Origin of the sequence: Selenomonas sp. oral taxon 478 (assembly GCF_001189555.1) — a bacterium.
GTDB lineage: Bacteria > Bacillota > Negativicutes > Selenomonadales > Selenomonadaceae > Centipeda > Centipeda felix.
Genome location: NZ_CP012071.1, coordinates 241,884 through 256,266, shown reverse-complemented (window position 1 = coordinate 256,266; position 14,383 = coordinate 241,884). Strand labels below are relative to the sequence as shown.

The window sequence follows — 14,383 nt, the reverse complement described above, 5'->3', positions numbered from 1 at the left end:
TCAATGGGAAAGAAAAACGATGGCGTACGGATCGCCTGTGAGAACCGCAAGGCGCGGCACGACTACTTTATCCACGAGACCTATGAGGCGGGAATGGAGCTGGTCGGTACGGAGGTCAAGTCCCTGCGCGCCGGCAAGGCAAATCTGCGCGACAGCTACGCCTACATCAAGAACGGGGAAGTATTCCTCGACCACATGCACATCAGCCCCTACGATCAGGGCAATCAGTTCAACCATGACCCGCTGCGCGTGCGCCGTCTGCTCATGCACAAGGCGGAGATTCTGAAGCTCTTTGGCAAGACGCAGGAAAAGGGCATGACGCTCATCCCGCTGAAGGTCTATTTCAAGCACGGACGTGCAAAGCTCGAGCTGGCACTCGCGAGCGGCAAGCATAACTACGACAAGCGTCAGTCGTTGAAGGAAAAGGCGGCAAAACGCGAGGTGGAACAGGCACTAAAATCGCGTCAGCGCGGATAGCAGTATTTTTGGACGGAGGATTTATGCAGGAAAAGGAAGCATCGCCCGCCCTTCGGCGCGGGCTCAAGAACAGGCATCTCCAGATGATCGCCCTCGGCGGCGCAATCGGTACGGGGCTTTTCTACGGCTCTGTCTCGACGATCGCGCTCGCGGGGCCGGCGGTCATGCTCGCATATCTGCTCGGCGGCGTCATGATTTTCTTCATCATGCGGATGCTCGGCGAGATGGCGGTGGATGAACCGGTCTCGGGCTCCTTCAGTCACTATGCGGGAAAGTACTGGGGCGACTTTCCGGGCTTCCTCTCCGGCTGGAACTACTGGTTCAATTACATCATCGTTTCCATGGCGGAGCTGGCGGCGGTCGGCATCTATATGAATTTTTGGCTGCCCGATCTGCCGCAGTGGCTCTCTGCGCTCGTCTGTCTCACGGTCATCACCATCCTCAATCTCACGAATGTGCGTGCCTATGGCGAGATGGAGTTCTGGATGGCACTCGTCAAGATTACGGCGATTGTGCTCATGATCGGGCTCGGCGGCTGGCTGCTCGTGACGGGCGCACCGTTCCCCGAGAACATCAGCAACCTCTGGGCGCATGGGGGCTTCCTGCCGAATGGCTGGTGGGGCTTCCTCCTCGCGACGGCGGTCGTCATGTTCTCGTTCGGCGGCATCGAGCTCATCGGCATCACGGCAGGCGAGGCAGAGGATCCCGACCGTACCATCCCGCAGGCGATCAATCAGGTCATCTGGCGTATCCTCATCTTCTACGTCGGTACCATGGCGATCCTCATGGCACTCTGGCCGTGGAACGAGGTCGGCGCGGATGCGAGCCCCTTTGTCCAGATTTTCCGCAACGTCGGCATCCCTGCGGCGGCGCATATCCTGAATTTCGTCGTGCTCACGGCGGCGGTCTCGGTCTACAACTCCGCGATCTACAGCAACAGCCGTATGCTCTACGGACTCGCACAGCGCGGCGATGCACCGCAGGCACTCTGCCAGCTCTCGCATCGCGGGGTGCCCGTGCGCGGCATCCTCATTTCCTCGGGGATGACGCTCATTGTCGTCTTTCTCAACTACTTCTTCCCGGGGGACGCGTTTCTCTACCTGATCGCGATTGCAACCTGCGCGGCGGTCATCAGCTGGACGATCATCGTCGTTACGCATCTGAAGTTTCGTGAGCAATGTGCACATGAGGGAAAGCCGATCAAATTCCGCACGCCGTTCTATCCATGGATCAACTACCTCTGCCTCATTTTCCTCGCAGGGGTTGTCATCATGATGGCACAGATCCCCGGGATGCAGATTGCCGTGCCGATCCTGCCCGTATGGCTGATCGTGCTCTGGCTCGGCTATCGGTCGAAGCGAAAGAGTGAAAAAGCATAATCGCCTTCCCCGCTATGACGGGGAAGGTGGACCGCGAGCGGTCAACGTCAACCAATCACACGTCGCTAACGCTCGTGTTCTTGGGACGTTTTCGCATACGACCTGTTTCCCAATCAGCTGCGCCCTATGGGCTTGCTTCTTGGACAGGTCAGCAAGCGGTGGAAGGGGCACACAAAAGGCGCTGCACGAAGTCTTTGGCTTCGTGCAGCGCCCTTTTCATGTGGTGCAGTGATTGTGTCGCAGCATCTCTATGTTTTTTGGTGCACATCCATTGTCCGCATCTTTGCACATTGGTCAGGCGTGAGGGCGATCTTGCCGCGGTCGAGGGAGAGTATCCCCTCTGCACGGAGGCGTTCGACGCTGCGGTTGACCGTCTTCAGGCTCGTACCGATGGCATCGGCGATGTCTTGCCGCCGCATGGGGAGACGCACGGCGGCATCGGTCGCAGGCAGCTGCTTTTGCAGGTAGGCGAGGAGACGCGACTGCACCGTCAGGTATTTGATCTGACCGTATTCGTCCGAGATGGGCCAGGATTTTCGTGCGATCATGCAGGCAACGGAAAACGCTGCTGCCGCGTCGTGCTGGAGCCATGCGCCAAACGCGTCGATACTGATGGCGAGCAGATCGCATACCGTTTCTGCCTCACATGTCGCGGCATAGTACGGCGTACCCGCGAGAGCCTCGTACTCACCGAGGAATGTGGGCGGGTCGGCGATGGCAAACACATACCGATCGCCGCTTGAGAACTCGTTGATAATGCGCACGCGCCCCGCGAGGAGGATGTAAACCGTGTCGGCGTGCGTTCCCTTACAGCGGATGATCTCGTCGGGCTGGAATGTGAGCGGACGTGCCGTGCGCAGGAGGTGCGGCGGCACTTCGGGAAATGACGGCAAAAGCATGGTGATGCTCCTCTTTGTATGGAAATCGCTGGATGTATCATTTCTCCTCTATTTTAACGAAAAAATTTCGTGCTGAAAAGTCACATGTCCTTTTTTTTCGCTTATTTTATTTGATATACTCGGATTAAAGGGAGGATGAGATATGAGTTCGAACAACGTGCCCAATAGGCGCGTGGAGGTGATGGCGGGGCTGACATCGTTCTTTGCCATCTCGTACATCGTCATCGTCAACCCGCTGATCCTCGCGGACGGGGGCATTCCGGCGGAGCTGAGCGTGTTCGCGACGATCTTTGCCTCGGCGATCGGGTGCTTGCTGATGGCCTTCTGGGCGGATGCACCGATCATTCTGACGCCCGGCATGGGAATCAATGCATTCTTTACGTATACCGTCGTGGTGAACATGGGATTCCGCTGGCAGGAGGCCCTTGCCATTTCGCTCGTCTCAGCACTCATCTTCTTTGCGCTGGCGGTGACGCGTGCGGGCAGGATCCTGGCGGATGCCGTGCCGAAATCGCTGAAATACGCTGTGACGGCGGGCATCGGACTGTTCCTCGTGGAGATTGGCCTAGAGAAGGCTGAGCTGATCCGCGCCGGCGAGAACTCGATTCTCGCGCTCGGCGATCTGCGGAATCCTTCTGCGCTGCTCGCGCTCCTCGGCCTCGTGCTGAGCTTGCTGTTTTACCAGCGGCGGGTGAAGGGCGGATTTTTCATCGCCATCCTCATCGTGACAACCATTGCCAATGCGATCGGTCTGGTTCAAGCCAATACGATTGAGATCGATATGACGCGGCTCGGTGAGTACGGTGCACTGCTCTTTGCAGAGGACTTCTCCTCTATGCTGACCGTTTCGTTCTGGCTCGCGGTCTTCTCGATGACGATGATCCTCGTCTTTGAGTCCATCGGCCTGCTCGAAGGACTGCTGCCCGATACGGCAAAGTTCCGCAATGCGTTCCGCGCCTCGTCCCTGACGGTGGTGTTGTCCTCGGTGCTCGGAACGAGCCCGACCGTCGCTGCCGCAGAGAGTGCGGCGGGCATTGTCGAAGGAGGGCGGAGCGGGCTGACGGCACTCATCGGCGGCGCATTGTTCCTGCTCACACTCGTCTTTATTCCGCTGCTCGCCTACGTTCCACAGGCGGCTGTCGCGCCCGTCATCATCATCACGGGTGCACTGATGATGCAGCACCTCGAAAACATCCAGTTTCAGGATTTCTCCGAGTGGTTCCCTGCGTTCCTTATCATTGTGCTCATCCCTCTGACGAACAGCATCTCAACGGGGCTCGCGTTTGGCTTTGCCGCACACCCCATGATGAAAGTGTTCACGGGACGCCGCCATGAGCTCGGAACGCTCTCCTACGTCCTCGGCGTACTGTTTCTCCTGCAGCTCGTCTTTGAGGCAGCACAGTGACATAGACCGCTATGGCGGTTTACGATAAAAATTTTCTATCATGACGAAAGAGAGGTACACATTATGCCAACTCCACACATTGCCGCAGCGAAGGGCGAAATCGCCGAGCGCATTCTCCTGCCGGGCGACCCGCTCCGCGCCAAGTACATCGCCGAGAACTTCCTCGAGGGCGCGAAGGAGTACACGAACATCCGCAATATCCTCGGCTACACTGGCACGTACAAGGGGCATCCCATCTCCGTGCAGGGGACAGGCATGGGGATGCCCTCGATCTCTATCTACGTCAACGAGCTCATCCGTGAGTATGGCTGCAAGACGCTGATTCGTATCGGCAGCTGCGGCGCGTGCCACAAGGATATCCACATCCGCGACGTCCTCATTGCGCAGGCGACGACGACCGACTCCTCCATGCCGCGCAACATCTTCGGCGCTTCGGTCAACTTTGCACCGGTGGCGGATTTTGACCTGCTGCGTCACGCCTATCAGGCAGCGGCGGACAAGGGCATCTCCGTGCGCGTCGGCAACGTGATGTCGCAGGATCGTTTCTACGATGACGAAATGGACATCCAGAAGCTCGCGAGCTACGGCGTTCTCGGCCTCGAGATGGAGGCTGCGGCACTCTACCTCATCGCAGCGAAATTCGGCGTGCGTGCGCTCGCACTATTTACCGTCAGCGACCACCTCGTCAGCGACGAGCCGCCCTCCACGGCGGAGGAGCGTCAGACCTCGTTCAGCGAGATGATCGAGATTGCACTGGAGGCGTCCATCGCCTAACGGAGGGAGGAGACAGCAATGGCTGGTATCAAACGCGTATTCATCATTGTGCTCGACAGTTTCGGCATCGGGAATGAGCCGGACGCAGCGGATTTTGGCGACGGGAAATGCAATACGCTCGCGTCGCTGACGACCTCGCCGGAGCTGCACGCGCCGAATCTCACGAAACTGGGGCTCTTCAACATCGACGGTGTCGGCTGCGGTACGCCGGCAGACAGCCCCATCGGCGCTTTTGCCCGCCTGCGGGAGCTCTCGCGCGGCAAGGATACGACGATCGGACACTGGGAGATCGCGGGCATCGTCTCCGAGCAGCCCATGCCGACCTATCCGAATGGATTCCCGCCCGAGATCCTCGCGCGTCTCTCGGCAGCATGTGATGGAAAGAAGATCCTCTGCAACAAGCCCTACTCCGGCACACAGGTGATCCACGACTATGGGCGCGAGCAGGAGGAGACGGGCGGTCTCATCGTCTACACGTCGGCGGACAGCGTCCTGCAGATCGCGGCGAACGAAGCCGATGTGCCCGTCGAGCGCCTCTATGACTACTGCCGTGCGGCGCGCGAGATCATGCAGGGCGAGCACGGCGTCGGGCGCATCATTGCACGCCCGTATGTCGGCAGCTATCCGAACTACAAGCGCACCGCGCATCGTCATGACTTCTCCCTCGATCCGACGGGCGATACGATGATGGATGCGCTCGTGCGGAAGGGCTATGAGGTCATCGGAGTCGGCAAGATCAGTGACATCTTTGCGGGGCGCGGCATCACGCGCAGCACGGGCGTCAACGAGAGCAACGCCGACGGTATGGAAAAGACGCTCCGCATCCAGCAGGAGGACTTCACGGGGCTGTGCTTTGTCAACCTCGTCGATTTCGACATGGCGTATGGACATCGGCGCGACATCCCGGGCTATGCGCGGGCGACGACAGAGTTCGACGTGCAGCTCGGCACGTTCATGGAGAATATGCGCGAGGACGATGTGCTGATGATCACAGCAGATCACGGCTGCGACCCCGGCGCACCCGGAACTGACCACACGCGCGAGTATGTGCCGCTCCTCGTCTATGGTGCGCGGATCCGCCCGAACACGAACCTCGGGACGTATCCGACGTTCGCCATGATCGGCGCGACGGTGGCGGATATGTTCGATGCACCGCTGACGACAAAGGGCGAGAGCCTGCTGCCGCGCATTCTTGCCCGCTGAGGAGGATGTACCCATGCGCATGTATGACCTGATTACGAAGAAGAAGCACGGCGGCGAACTGACTGTCGAGGAACTGCGCTGTATGGTCGAGGGCTATGTCGCGGGGGAGATTCCGGACTACCAGATGTCCGCCATGCTGATGGCGATCTGGTTCAGCGGCATGACGGCGGAGGAGACGACCGCACTGACGATTGCCATGGCAGACTCGGGCGACCGTGTCGATCTTTCGGCGATTGCCGGCAAGAAGGTGGACAAGCACTCGACTGGCGGCGTCGGCGACAAGACGACGCTCATCTGCGCCCCGATTGTCGCCGCCTGCGGGGGACGCGTCGCAAAGATGAGCGGGCGCGGTCTCGGTCATACGGGCGGCACTGTGGACAAGCTGGAGGCAATCCCCGGCTATGAGACGGCGATCTCGCGGGAGAAATTCTTCTCCATCGTGAACGAGTGCGGCGTCTCGGTCATCGGACAGTCGGGCAATCTCGCGCCAGCGGATAAGAAGCTCTACGCATTGCGCGACGTGACGGCGACGGTTGACTCCATCCCGCTGATTGCGTCCTCGATTATGAGCAAGAAGCTTGCTGCAGGCTCGGACTGCATTCTGCTCGATGTTAAGACGGGCTCGGGCGCGTTTATGAAGACGCTCGACGATGCCATCGCGCTCGCGCAGACGATGGTCGCCATCGGCGAGGGGGCAGGTCGGCGCACGGTTGCGCTGATCACGGATATGGATACGCCCCTCGGTCACGGCATCGGCAACAGCATCGAGGTCGCAGAGTCGATGGACGTGCTGCGCGGCAAGGGGCCGCATGATCTGACGGAGGTATCGCTCCAGCTCGCGGAGAACATGCTTTACCTCGTCGGCAAGGGGACGATCGAGGAATGTCGCCGCATGGCGGAGCAGTCGATTGCGGACGGATCGGCATTCGAGACGTTCTGTACGATGGTACGGCGGCAGGGCGGCGACGATGCCGTGCTGCGCGACGCATCGAAGTTCCCGCAGGCGGCTGTGCAGGTGGAGATTCGCGCGGGGGCGGACGGCTACATCACGGCCATGGATGCGGAGAAAATCGGTGAGACGAGCGTTGTGCTCGGCGCAGGACGTGAGACGAAGGACAGTCCGATTGATTTCGCCGCCGGGCTTATCCTACATAAGAAGTACGGCGATGCAATGACGTCGGACGATGTCATCGCAACGCTCTATACCGAGAGCGCGCAGCGCGGAGAAAGCGCAGCAAAGCTCTTCCGTGCGGCGATTACCATTGGAAAAGAGGTGCCGCCCGTCCGTCCGCTCGTCTACGCCCGTGTGGAGAAAGACAAGGTCGTTCGGTACTAAGCATAAATTCCTATGGGGGGTTCGTATGTTTTTCTTCGTCAACTTGCTCGGCCTTGTTGTGTTCCTCGGAATTGGGGTGCTCGCATCGCGGAACCGCAAGGAGATCCAGTGGCGTTCGGTCGCCTCTCTGCTCACACTGAACCTCATGCTCGCGTGGTTCCTGACCTCGTTCGAGATTGGTCGTGAGATGATTACAGCCGCCGCAGGCGGATTCACGGAGCTGATTAATATCTCGTATGTCGGTATCGCGTTCGTGTTCCCTGACTGGGTCAACGTACCGCAGATGAACTTTTTTGCGGCAGGGCTCCTGCCGATCCTCTTCGTCGTGCCGCTCTTTGACATCCTCACGTATTTCGGCATTTTGCCGTTCATCATCCGCTGGGTTGGCAAGCTGCTCACGTTCCTCACGCGTGCACCGAAGTTCGAGTCGTTCTTCGCCATCGAGATGATGTTCCTCGGCAACACGGAGGCACTCGCTGTGTCGAAACTCCAGCTCATGAAGATGAGCAAGGAACGCGTGCTGACCATCGGTCTCATGTCGATGAGCTGCGTGACGGCGGCACTCATCGCCGTCTATGTCAAGATGATGCCGGCGGAGTATGTCGTCACGGCAATCCCGCTGAATGTCATTAACGCGTTGCTCGTCTCCTCGCTCCTTCATCCCGTAAAGGTTGCGCCGGAGGAGGACACAATTGCAACGATCCACGAAGGAGGCGGGCGCGAGCCGTTCTTCTCCTACCTTGCAGAGTCGATCATCGGTGCAGGCCGCCTCGTGCTTATCATCTGCGCGAATGTCATCGCCATCGTTGCACTGCTCAAGTGCCTCGACCTCCTCCTCGGCATTCTGCACCCATCGCTCTCGCTCGAGCTCATCCTCGGTGTCGTGCTGTTCCCATTCGCGTGGCTGCTTGGTCTCGCGCCGACAGAGGCATTCCAGATTGCCCAGTACATGGGGACGAAGTTCATCACGAACGAGTTTGTCGTCATGCTGCAGATCCAGGATATCGTCCGGACGTGGCCCGCGCATATGCAGGCGGTGATGACCGTATTCATCACGTCATTCGCCAACCTCGGGACGATCGGCATCATCCTCGGCTGCTTTAAGGGGCTCGTTGACGGCGAACGCAACACGATCGTCGCGCGCAACGTATCCTACATGATACTGTCCGGATTGCTGGTCTCCTTACTTTCTGCCGCAATCTGCGGATTGTTTGTCTGGTAGGCGGGGACTCTGGGGGCTGCTGTACGAAATCAATGTACAGCAGCATCTTTTTATCATTGTTTTCCTTAGGGAAACACGGAGAAAATCAGCTGTGCGAATCGGACGGGCTTCATTTTATCCGCGATTGCTAACGACGAACCTCCTATGAATACAATCTATTTATTAGACAAAGATGATATTTTGTGATAGAATATCTCTAAAGTCCCACCTGATTAGCGATACAATAATTATAAACGATTCAGATATAACAACCAGCAATTATTTTTTCAGAAAGGAGAGAGACGGATGATCTGCAAGGAATGCGGCGCGAAGATCGAGAATCTGACGCGCATCTGTCCGCATTGCGGGGGGCGTGCCCTCGTCGATGACGAGCTTGAGACATGGAGCTTCATCGCCGATACAGCTGCAAGTAAACGCCATGCGATGCCGCAGGAAGTCGCACTAAATGCACCGTGTCCGCCGCCGGAGACGATGGCAGCACAGCTGGCGGGACTTGAGCGGCTGCGGGATTACTTTGTGGAGTACAGCAATCTCTATCAGGTGGCAGATGATCTGCGGTATATTGAGAGCGGCTTTTCGCATCCGTCTTTCCTGTTCTGGGGACTGGCAGGCGGGCTCGCTGCCGCGCTCGTCTATTTCCCGCTGTCGCCCTTTTTGCCGCATTTCGTCTGGACGTACTACTTTGTCCTGTGGGCGGCGGTCAGCGTGATCGGTTATCTGCGTGCGGGGCGGCGCTATGAGCGGCGTGCGGCAGAGTATGCAGTGCTGCGGCGGCAGGCGGAGAACGATCTGCACGTCATGTATAATCACTGCGAGGGCTGTTTCCTCCCACTCGAGTGGACTCCGCCGCCGCGGATCAACCGCATGATTGCGGCACTGCGCACGGGCGAGGTGCGCTCCATTCAGGACTATATCGGTATGGATGCACCGATGAGGGCTGCCCGTTCGGCGTGAGGCAGGGCTTATCGGTGAGAGATATGAGCAGATGCGAAAGATTTTCTGACGCGGCTGTAAAAATGTGCTAAGATAACAACGGTCGTATTTTCTATGCTATAGGAAGAAGCGTTATCATGGCAGAAATTCGTATCAAACGCGTTTATGAGGCACCGGCGGCGGATGATGGGTTCCGCGTTCTCGTGGATCGCCTCTGGCCACGCGGCATCTCGAAGGAGCACGCCGCTCTTTCGGACTGGTGGAAGGACATCGCGCCGACGCCGGAGCTGCGCAAGTGGTTCGGCCACAAGGCGGAGAACTTTGCGGCGTTTACCGAGAAGTATCGGACGGAGCTCTCGACGGGGACGGCTGCCCCTGCCCATATAAAGACGGTTGCCGAGCACCTCGCAAAGGGGGAGAACGTCACACTCCTCTATGGGGCAAAGGATCCGCAGCTCAATCAGGCCGTTGTTCTGCGCGACTGGATGAACGGAATGATGGATAAGTGATACATTGTCACTTTTGATATAGTGATGTCACTTATGTGACGATATTTGCTTAATCATCGGGAAAAGACTGTGATTATTTCAAATCATGGTCTTTTTTTCTTGCGCTCAGGGAGAAAACACGCTATATTCTATCCGTAACGGCAACATGTGAGCCGGCTCGTCACAAATGTGAAGGTTGATGGGACAGGGGGATGATGATGCAGGCCGTTGATAAACGGATCCTTATCAAGGCGGCAAATCTATACTATACAGAAGGCTTGAAGCAGAGCGAGATTGCACAGCGGCTTGGCGTTGACCGCACGACGGTTAGCAAGTACCTGCGGCGTGCGCTCGCATCGGGCATCGTTCGCATCACCGTTGAGATGGACAGCAACGAGGAACTCGAGAGTGCCTTGGAGCGCCGCTTCGGCCTGCGTGAGGCGTGCGTCGTCGCACACAGCATTGACCTCGAGCAGGTCAAGAAGCGCATGGGACAGGCGGGGCTCAGCCTGCTGCGCCGAATTGCGGCCGATGGACAGACCATCGGTCTGGCGTGGGGGACGAGCATCCGCGAGTTGACGCGCTGCGCGTCCGAGGAGCAAATTCGTGCGGTGCGTGCGGATTTTGTTCCGCTTGATGGAGGGCCTGAGAGCCTCGACAGCGAACTTCATGTGAATACGCTCTGCTATGAACTCGCAAACGCCTTTGGCGGGCGCAGTCATTATATCTATGCCCCTGCTATTGCGCGCACGGGCGAGATCGCAGAGGCGATTCGGCAGGATATCAATTTCGAGCAGATTTCAAAACTTTGGGAAAAGCTTGATATTGGGATTGTCGGCATCGGTGCGCCTGTAAAATCATCCAATCTGGTCTGGATGGGAAGTTTTGGCAGAGAGGCGATTGAGAGCCTCTTGCACAGCGGTGCTGTGGGGGAGATCTGTTCCGTGTTTTACGATGCGGACGGCCGCCCCGTGACGAACGAGTTCCATGACCGCATCATCGCGGTGCAGCTTGAGCGCCTCCGCAGCCTGCCGTACTGCATCGGCATGGCGGCATCGCGTGAGAAGGTGCCTGCCATTCTCGGCGCACTGCGTGGCCGCTATATCAATGTTCTCATCACGGATGAGGAGACAGCAAAGATTTTACTCAATGAATAATTCGGAGGTGAGAACAATGTTTTGGCTGATCGTTATTGCGGTGAGTATGTGGGTCCTTCAGCTCGTGCTGAGTATCCTCCAGTTTCGTCGCTTTGCCGCACATGTGCGTGAACTGCGCCATGAGGGGCGCGTCGCCATCGGCAAGGCAAAGGGGCGTTTTGCCGCAGGGGCGATTGTGCTCTTTGTGATCGATGGGGACTGCAATATCCTGCGTGGAGAGATCATGAAGGGCGTCACCGTATTCGCGGGGTTCCGACCCTTTGATGATTTCAACGGGGTGAATCTTCTCGATCTCGATGAGGAGCATGTCGCCCGCTATGATCGCCAAACGCGCCGCGCCGTGCTTGGCGCGCGTGAGGAATATATGATCTATCAGGAGCAGGGCACGGCATTTGCCGGTTCAGCATAAGACTCAGGAAGCACTGATAAATTCAGCCCTGTCATCTTGGCACATCTTTTTCGCCCTGCCATCGTCGACAAATCCTCCACATAGCTTTGGCTATGCGTCTGGTTTGTCTCCTTGACAGGACAAAAAATCTACACCAATCTGACAGACTTCATTTTATCAGCGATTCCCTAACTTTTTCCATGTGAAAGGAGACAAACGCATGGACACACTCATTCTTTTCGCACAGGGATTCATCGGGATGTTCAACAAGGGCGGTGAGACACTCATCAGCTGGGTGACGGGTATTATCCCAACGCTGCTCTGTCTGCTCGTCGCGATGAACGCAATCGTTCTCTTCGTCGGAAATGAGCGCGTGGAGCGATTTGCACATTTCTGTGCAGGCAATCCATTTTCCCGCTATGTCATTCTTCCGTTTATCGGGGTGTTCTTCCTCTGCAACCCGATGGCACTCTCGTTGGGAAAATTCCTCCCGGAATTTTACAAGCCCTCGTATTATGCAGCATCGTCTTCGGCATGCCATACGATGAACGGTATGTTCCCGCATGTCAATCCCGGTGAGATGTTCGTGTTCCTCGGCGTTGCCAACGGCATTACGACGCTCGGACTGCCCTATACGGATCTTGCCGTCCGCTATCTGCTCGTCGGTCTCGTGGTCAACTTCCTGCGCGGCTGGCTGACGGACTTCACGACGGCGTATGTGCAGCGTCAGCAGGGCGTTGAGCTCAGCAAAGAGCCCGCTGTGATGAAGTAAGGAAGAAGGGAGCAATACCATGGCAGAGTATAAAAGTGTTGTCGTCTCAGCAGGTTCGGGCGGCTTTGGCGGCCCGCTCACGCTGACGCCGGACGAGAAGAGAAATAAAATCGTCAATATCACGGGCGGGGTCATCTCGGATGTTGCCCTTCGTCTCGGCGAAATGACGGGCGCAGAGGTTGTGGATGGCTTCAAGACCAGTGTCCCGGAGGAGGAAATCCTCGCCGTGGTCATTGACTGCGGCGGCACGCTGCGCTGCGGCATCTACCCGCAGAAGCGCATCTTTACGGTGAACGTTAAGCAGACGGGACCCTCTGGTCCGCTTGCCCAGTACATCAAGGAGGATATCTACGTCTCGGCGGTCAAGCCGAACAATATCGCATTCAGCGACGGCTCGGCAGCGCCTGCTGCGCCGGCTGCATCCGATGCAGCTGCGGCGGCACCCGCTCCGAAGTACGATACGACGAAGAAAATCACGGAGCAGTCCGGCGGCCTTATGGCAAAGATCGGGCAGATGATGGGCGGCATCGTCGCTACGTTCTATCAGGCGGGACGCGAGTCCGTCAATACCATGATTACGACGATCCTTCCATTCATGGCTTTTGTCTCCATGCTGATTGGCGTTATCCTCGGTTCGGGATTTGGCGACTTCGTGGCGCATTTTATCTCGCCGCTTGCATCCTCTCCGATTGGATTGGTTATCTTAGCTCTTATCTGCTCGTTTCCGCTTCTTTCTCCGTTTCTTGGGCCGGGGGCAGTCATCGCACAGGTGGTCGGTGTGCTGATTGGTGTGGAGATCGGGCTTGGGCATATCCCGCCGAATCTTGCTCTCCCTGCTGTGTTTGCGATCAACGTGCAGTGCGCCTGCGACTTTATTCCTGTCGGCCTCGGTCTTGCCGAGGCAGATGCCAAGACGGTGGAGATCGGTGTGCCCGCTGTCCTTTACTCTCGCTTCATGACAGGCCCGCTCGCCGTTATCATTGCGTGGATCGCCAGTGCGGGGCTGTATGAGAACTGAGATATTTTGCTTTCTTTCGTAAGGGAAAAGGAGAATACGATATGAGCTGGTTGAATCTCGAGGGAAAGACGGCGATTGTTACGGGCGGCGCGTCGGGGATCGGCAAGGCGGTCGCCGAGGAGTTTTTGGCGCAGGGTGCGAATGTTGTCGTCTGCGATATGAACCCGCAGGCACCTGCCTTTGATGAAAAGAATGGAAAGGTGCTTTACGTCGTTACTGATGTGACGAAGCGTGCCAGTGTTGCAGCGATGGTTGCTGCGGCGAAGGAGAAGTTTGGACATATCGATATCCTCGTCAACAATGCAGGCATCAATATTCCGCGTCTCCTCGTTGATCCGAAGGATCCGCATGGTAAGTATGAACTGGACGATGCTGTCTTTGATAAGGTAACGGCAGTTAACTTCAAGGGCGTCTATATCTGTGCACAGGAAGTCGGGCGAGAGCTTGTCGCACAGGGACACGGCGTTATCATCAACATGAGCTCGGAGAGCGGCATCGAGGGCTCCGAGGGGCAGAGCATCTATGCGGCAACGAAGAATGCAGTCAATTCCTTTACGCGTTCGTGGGCGAAGGAGTTCGGCAAGCTGGGCGTGCGCGTTGTTGCCGTTGCGCCCGGTATCCTTGAGGCGACGGGGCTGCGTACTCTGGCCTATGAGGAGGCTCTCGCCTACACGCGCGGCATCACCGTCGATGACCTGCGCAAGGGATATGCGAGCACCAAGACCACGCCGCTTGGGCGCAGTGGAAAGCTTAGTGAGGTCGCCGACCTCGTCGCCTATCTCGCCTCCGACCGCGCCTCCTATATCCACGGCGTCACATATAATGTGGCGGGAGGAAAGACGCGGGGCTGACAAGAAAACAGCATGTGACAAAACGCCGCCAACGAAGCATAGAGCCTGTTGGCGGCGTTTTCGTATACGATACAGTTTGTA

At 57.6% G+C, this 14,383-nt stretch carries 15 protein-coding genes; 14 read left to right on the top strand and 1 reads right to left on the bottom strand.

Annotated elements, in window-relative coordinates; all coding sequences use genetic code 11:
* The first annotated feature begins 3 nt into the window (after positions 1 to 3).
* Both smpB and ADJ74_RS01230 read left to right on the top strand, forming a co-directional pair.
* Entirely contained in the window at positions 4 to 477 is a 474-nt protein-coding gene (smpB, locus tag ADJ74_RS01235; protein ID WP_050341290.1) for an SsrA-binding protein SmpB, read from the top strand.
* A 23-nt stretch (positions 478 to 500) separates the two neighbouring features.
* A complete protein-coding gene (locus tag ADJ74_RS01230; RefSeq protein ID WP_050341288.1) occupies positions 501 to 1,856 on the top strand; it encodes an amino acid permease in 1,356 nt (451 codons plus the stop codon).
* Between the two features lie 248 nt (positions 1,857 to 2,104).
* On the opposite strand, the gene ADJ74_RS01225 is transcribed toward ADJ74_RS01230, so the two are convergent.
* The gene (locus ADJ74_RS01225) at positions 2,105 to 2,755 is read right to left on the bottom strand and encodes a Crp/Fnr family transcriptional regulator (protein WP_050341286.1); all 651 of its coding nucleotides are present in this window, start codon (positions 2,753 to 2,755) and stop codon (positions 2,105 to 2,107) included.
* 142 nt (positions 2,756 to 2,897) lie between these two features.
* Here ADJ74_RS01225 and ADJ74_RS01220 point away from each other — a divergent pair, with 142 nt between their 5' ends.
* The 12 genes from ADJ74_RS01220 (at position 2,898) to ADJ74_RS01165 (ending at position 14,302) form a co-directional block, all read left to right on the top strand.
* The gene (locus tag ADJ74_RS01220) at positions 2,898 to 4,160 is read left to right on the top strand and encodes an NCS2 family permease (RefSeq protein ID WP_050341284.1); all 1,263 of its coding nucleotides are present in this window, start codon (positions 2,898 to 2,900) and stop codon (positions 4,158 to 4,160) included.
* 63 nt (positions 4,161 to 4,223) lie between these two features.
* The gene (deoD, locus tag ADJ74_RS01215; protein WP_050341281.1) at positions 4,224 to 4,934 is read left to right on the top strand and encodes a purine-nucleoside phosphorylase; all 711 of its coding nucleotides are present in this window, start codon (positions 4,224 to 4,226) and stop codon (positions 4,932 to 4,934) included.
* 18 nt (positions 4,935 to 4,952) lie between these two features.
* Positions 4,953 to 6,137, top strand: coding sequence for a phosphopentomutase (locus tag ADJ74_RS01210; protein ID WP_050341280.1), 1,185 nt, complete (start codon positions 4,953 to 4,955; stop codon positions 6,135 to 6,137).
* Positions 6,138 to 6,150: 13 nt separating this feature from the next.
* The gene (locus ADJ74_RS01205; protein WP_050341277.1) at positions 6,151 to 7,473 is read left to right on the top strand and encodes a pyrimidine-nucleoside phosphorylase; all 1,323 of its coding nucleotides are present in this window, start codon (positions 6,151 to 6,153) and stop codon (positions 7,471 to 7,473) included.
* A gap of 25 nt (positions 7,474 to 7,498) precedes the next feature.
* Positions 7,499 to 8,695 (top strand): NupC/NupG family nucleoside CNT transporter, encoded by a 1,197-nt coding sequence (locus ADJ74_RS01200; RefSeq protein WP_050341275.1) that lies wholly within the window; start codon positions 7,499 to 7,501, stop codon positions 8,693 to 8,695.
* Positions 8,696 to 8,980: 285 nt separating this feature from the next.
* Positions 8,981 to 9,649, top strand: coding sequence for a hypothetical protein (locus ADJ74_RS01195; protein WP_050341274.1), 669 nt, complete (start codon positions 8,981 to 8,983; stop codon positions 9,647 to 9,649).
* 116 nt (positions 9,650 to 9,765) lie between these two features.
* Positions 9,766 to 10,137 (top strand): DUF488 domain-containing protein, encoded by a 372-nt coding sequence (locus ADJ74_RS01190; RefSeq protein ID WP_050341272.1) that lies wholly within the window; start codon positions 9,766 to 9,768, stop codon positions 10,135 to 10,137.
* A gap of 197 nt (positions 10,138 to 10,334) precedes the next feature.
* Positions 10,335 to 11,273: a sugar-binding transcriptional regulator gene (locus ADJ74_RS01185; RefSeq protein ID WP_050341270.1), complete on the top strand. Its 939-nt coding sequence runs from the start codon at positions 10,335 to 10,337 to the stop codon at positions 11,271 to 11,273.
* Between the two features lie 16 nt (positions 11,274 to 11,289).
* Positions 11,290 to 11,682: a transcriptional regulator GutM gene (locus tag ADJ74_RS01180; RefSeq protein WP_006691023.1), complete on the top strand. Its 393-nt coding sequence runs from the start codon at positions 11,290 to 11,292 to the stop codon at positions 11,680 to 11,682.
* A 199-nt stretch (positions 11,683 to 11,881) separates the two neighbouring features.
* The gene (locus ADJ74_RS01175) at positions 11,882 to 12,433 is read left to right on the top strand and encodes a PTS glucitol/sorbitol transporter subunit IIC (protein WP_009754110.1); all 552 of its coding nucleotides are present in this window, start codon (positions 11,882 to 11,884) and stop codon (positions 12,431 to 12,433) included.
* Between the two features lie 19 nt (positions 12,434 to 12,452).
* On the top strand, positions 12,453 to 13,451 hold the full coding sequence (locus ADJ74_RS01170) for a PTS glucitol/sorbitol transporter subunit IIB (protein WP_006691021.1): 999 nt from the start codon (positions 12,453 to 12,455) through the stop codon (positions 13,449 to 13,451).
* Positions 13,452 to 13,492: 41 nt separating this feature from the next.
* Positions 13,493 to 14,302 (top strand): SDR family oxidoreductase, encoded by an 810-nt coding sequence (locus ADJ74_RS01165; RefSeq protein WP_050341268.1) that lies wholly within the window; start codon positions 13,493 to 13,495, stop codon positions 14,300 to 14,302.
* Positions 14,303 to 14,383: the final 81 nt, after the last annotated feature.

What these genes read in the sequence shown, in the direction of transcription:
- smpB (WP_050341290.1), top strand. Translation starts at nt 4, where the DNA reads ATGGGAAAGAAAAACGATGGCGTACGGATCGCCTGTGAGAACCGCAAG.
- ADJ74_RS01230 (WP_050341288.1), top strand. Translation starts at nt 501, where the DNA reads ATGCAGGAAAAGGAAGCATCGCCCGCCCTTCGGCGCGGGCTCAAGAAC.
- ADJ74_RS01225 (WP_050341286.1), bottom strand. Translation starts at nt 2,755, where the DNA reads ATGCTTTTGCCGTCATTTCCCGAAGTGCCGCCGCACCTCCTGCGCACG.
- ADJ74_RS01220 (WP_050341284.1), top strand. Translation starts at nt 2,898, where the DNA reads ATGAGTTCGAACAACGTGCCCAATAGGCGCGTGGAGGTGATGGCGGGG.
- deoD (WP_050341281.1), top strand. Translation starts at nt 4,224, where the DNA reads ATGCCAACTCCACACATTGCCGCAGCGAAGGGCGAAATCGCCGAGCGC.
- ADJ74_RS01210 (WP_050341280.1), top strand. Translation starts at nt 4,953, where the DNA reads ATGGCTGGTATCAAACGCGTATTCATCATTGTGCTCGACAGTTTCGGC.
- ADJ74_RS01205 (WP_050341277.1), top strand. Translation starts at nt 6,151, where the DNA reads ATGCGCATGTATGACCTGATTACGAAGAAGAAGCACGGCGGCGAACTG.
- ADJ74_RS01200 (WP_050341275.1), top strand. Translation starts at nt 7,499, where the DNA reads ATGTTTTTCTTCGTCAACTTGCTCGGCCTTGTTGTGTTCCTCGGAATT.
- ADJ74_RS01195 (WP_050341274.1), top strand. Translation starts at nt 8,981, where the DNA reads ATGATCTGCAAGGAATGCGGCGCGAAGATCGAGAATCTGACGCGCATC.
- ADJ74_RS01190 (WP_050341272.1), top strand. Translation starts at nt 9,766, where the DNA reads ATGGCAGAAATTCGTATCAAACGCGTTTATGAGGCACCGGCGGCGGAT.
- ADJ74_RS01185 (WP_050341270.1), top strand. Translation starts at nt 10,335, where the DNA reads ATGCAGGCCGTTGATAAACGGATCCTTATCAAGGCGGCAAATCTATAC.
- ADJ74_RS01180 (WP_006691023.1), top strand. Translation starts at nt 11,290, where the DNA reads ATGTTTTGGCTGATCGTTATTGCGGTGAGTATGTGGGTCCTTCAGCTC.
- ADJ74_RS01175 (WP_009754110.1), top strand. Translation starts at nt 11,882, where the DNA reads ATGGACACACTCATTCTTTTCGCACAGGGATTCATCGGGATGTTCAAC.
- ADJ74_RS01170 (WP_006691021.1), top strand. Translation starts at nt 12,453, where the DNA reads ATGGCAGAGTATAAAAGTGTTGTCGTCTCAGCAGGTTCGGGCGGCTTT.
- ADJ74_RS01165 (WP_050341268.1), top strand. Translation starts at nt 13,493, where the DNA reads ATGAGCTGGTTGAATCTCGAGGGAAAGACGGCGATTGTTACGGGCGGC.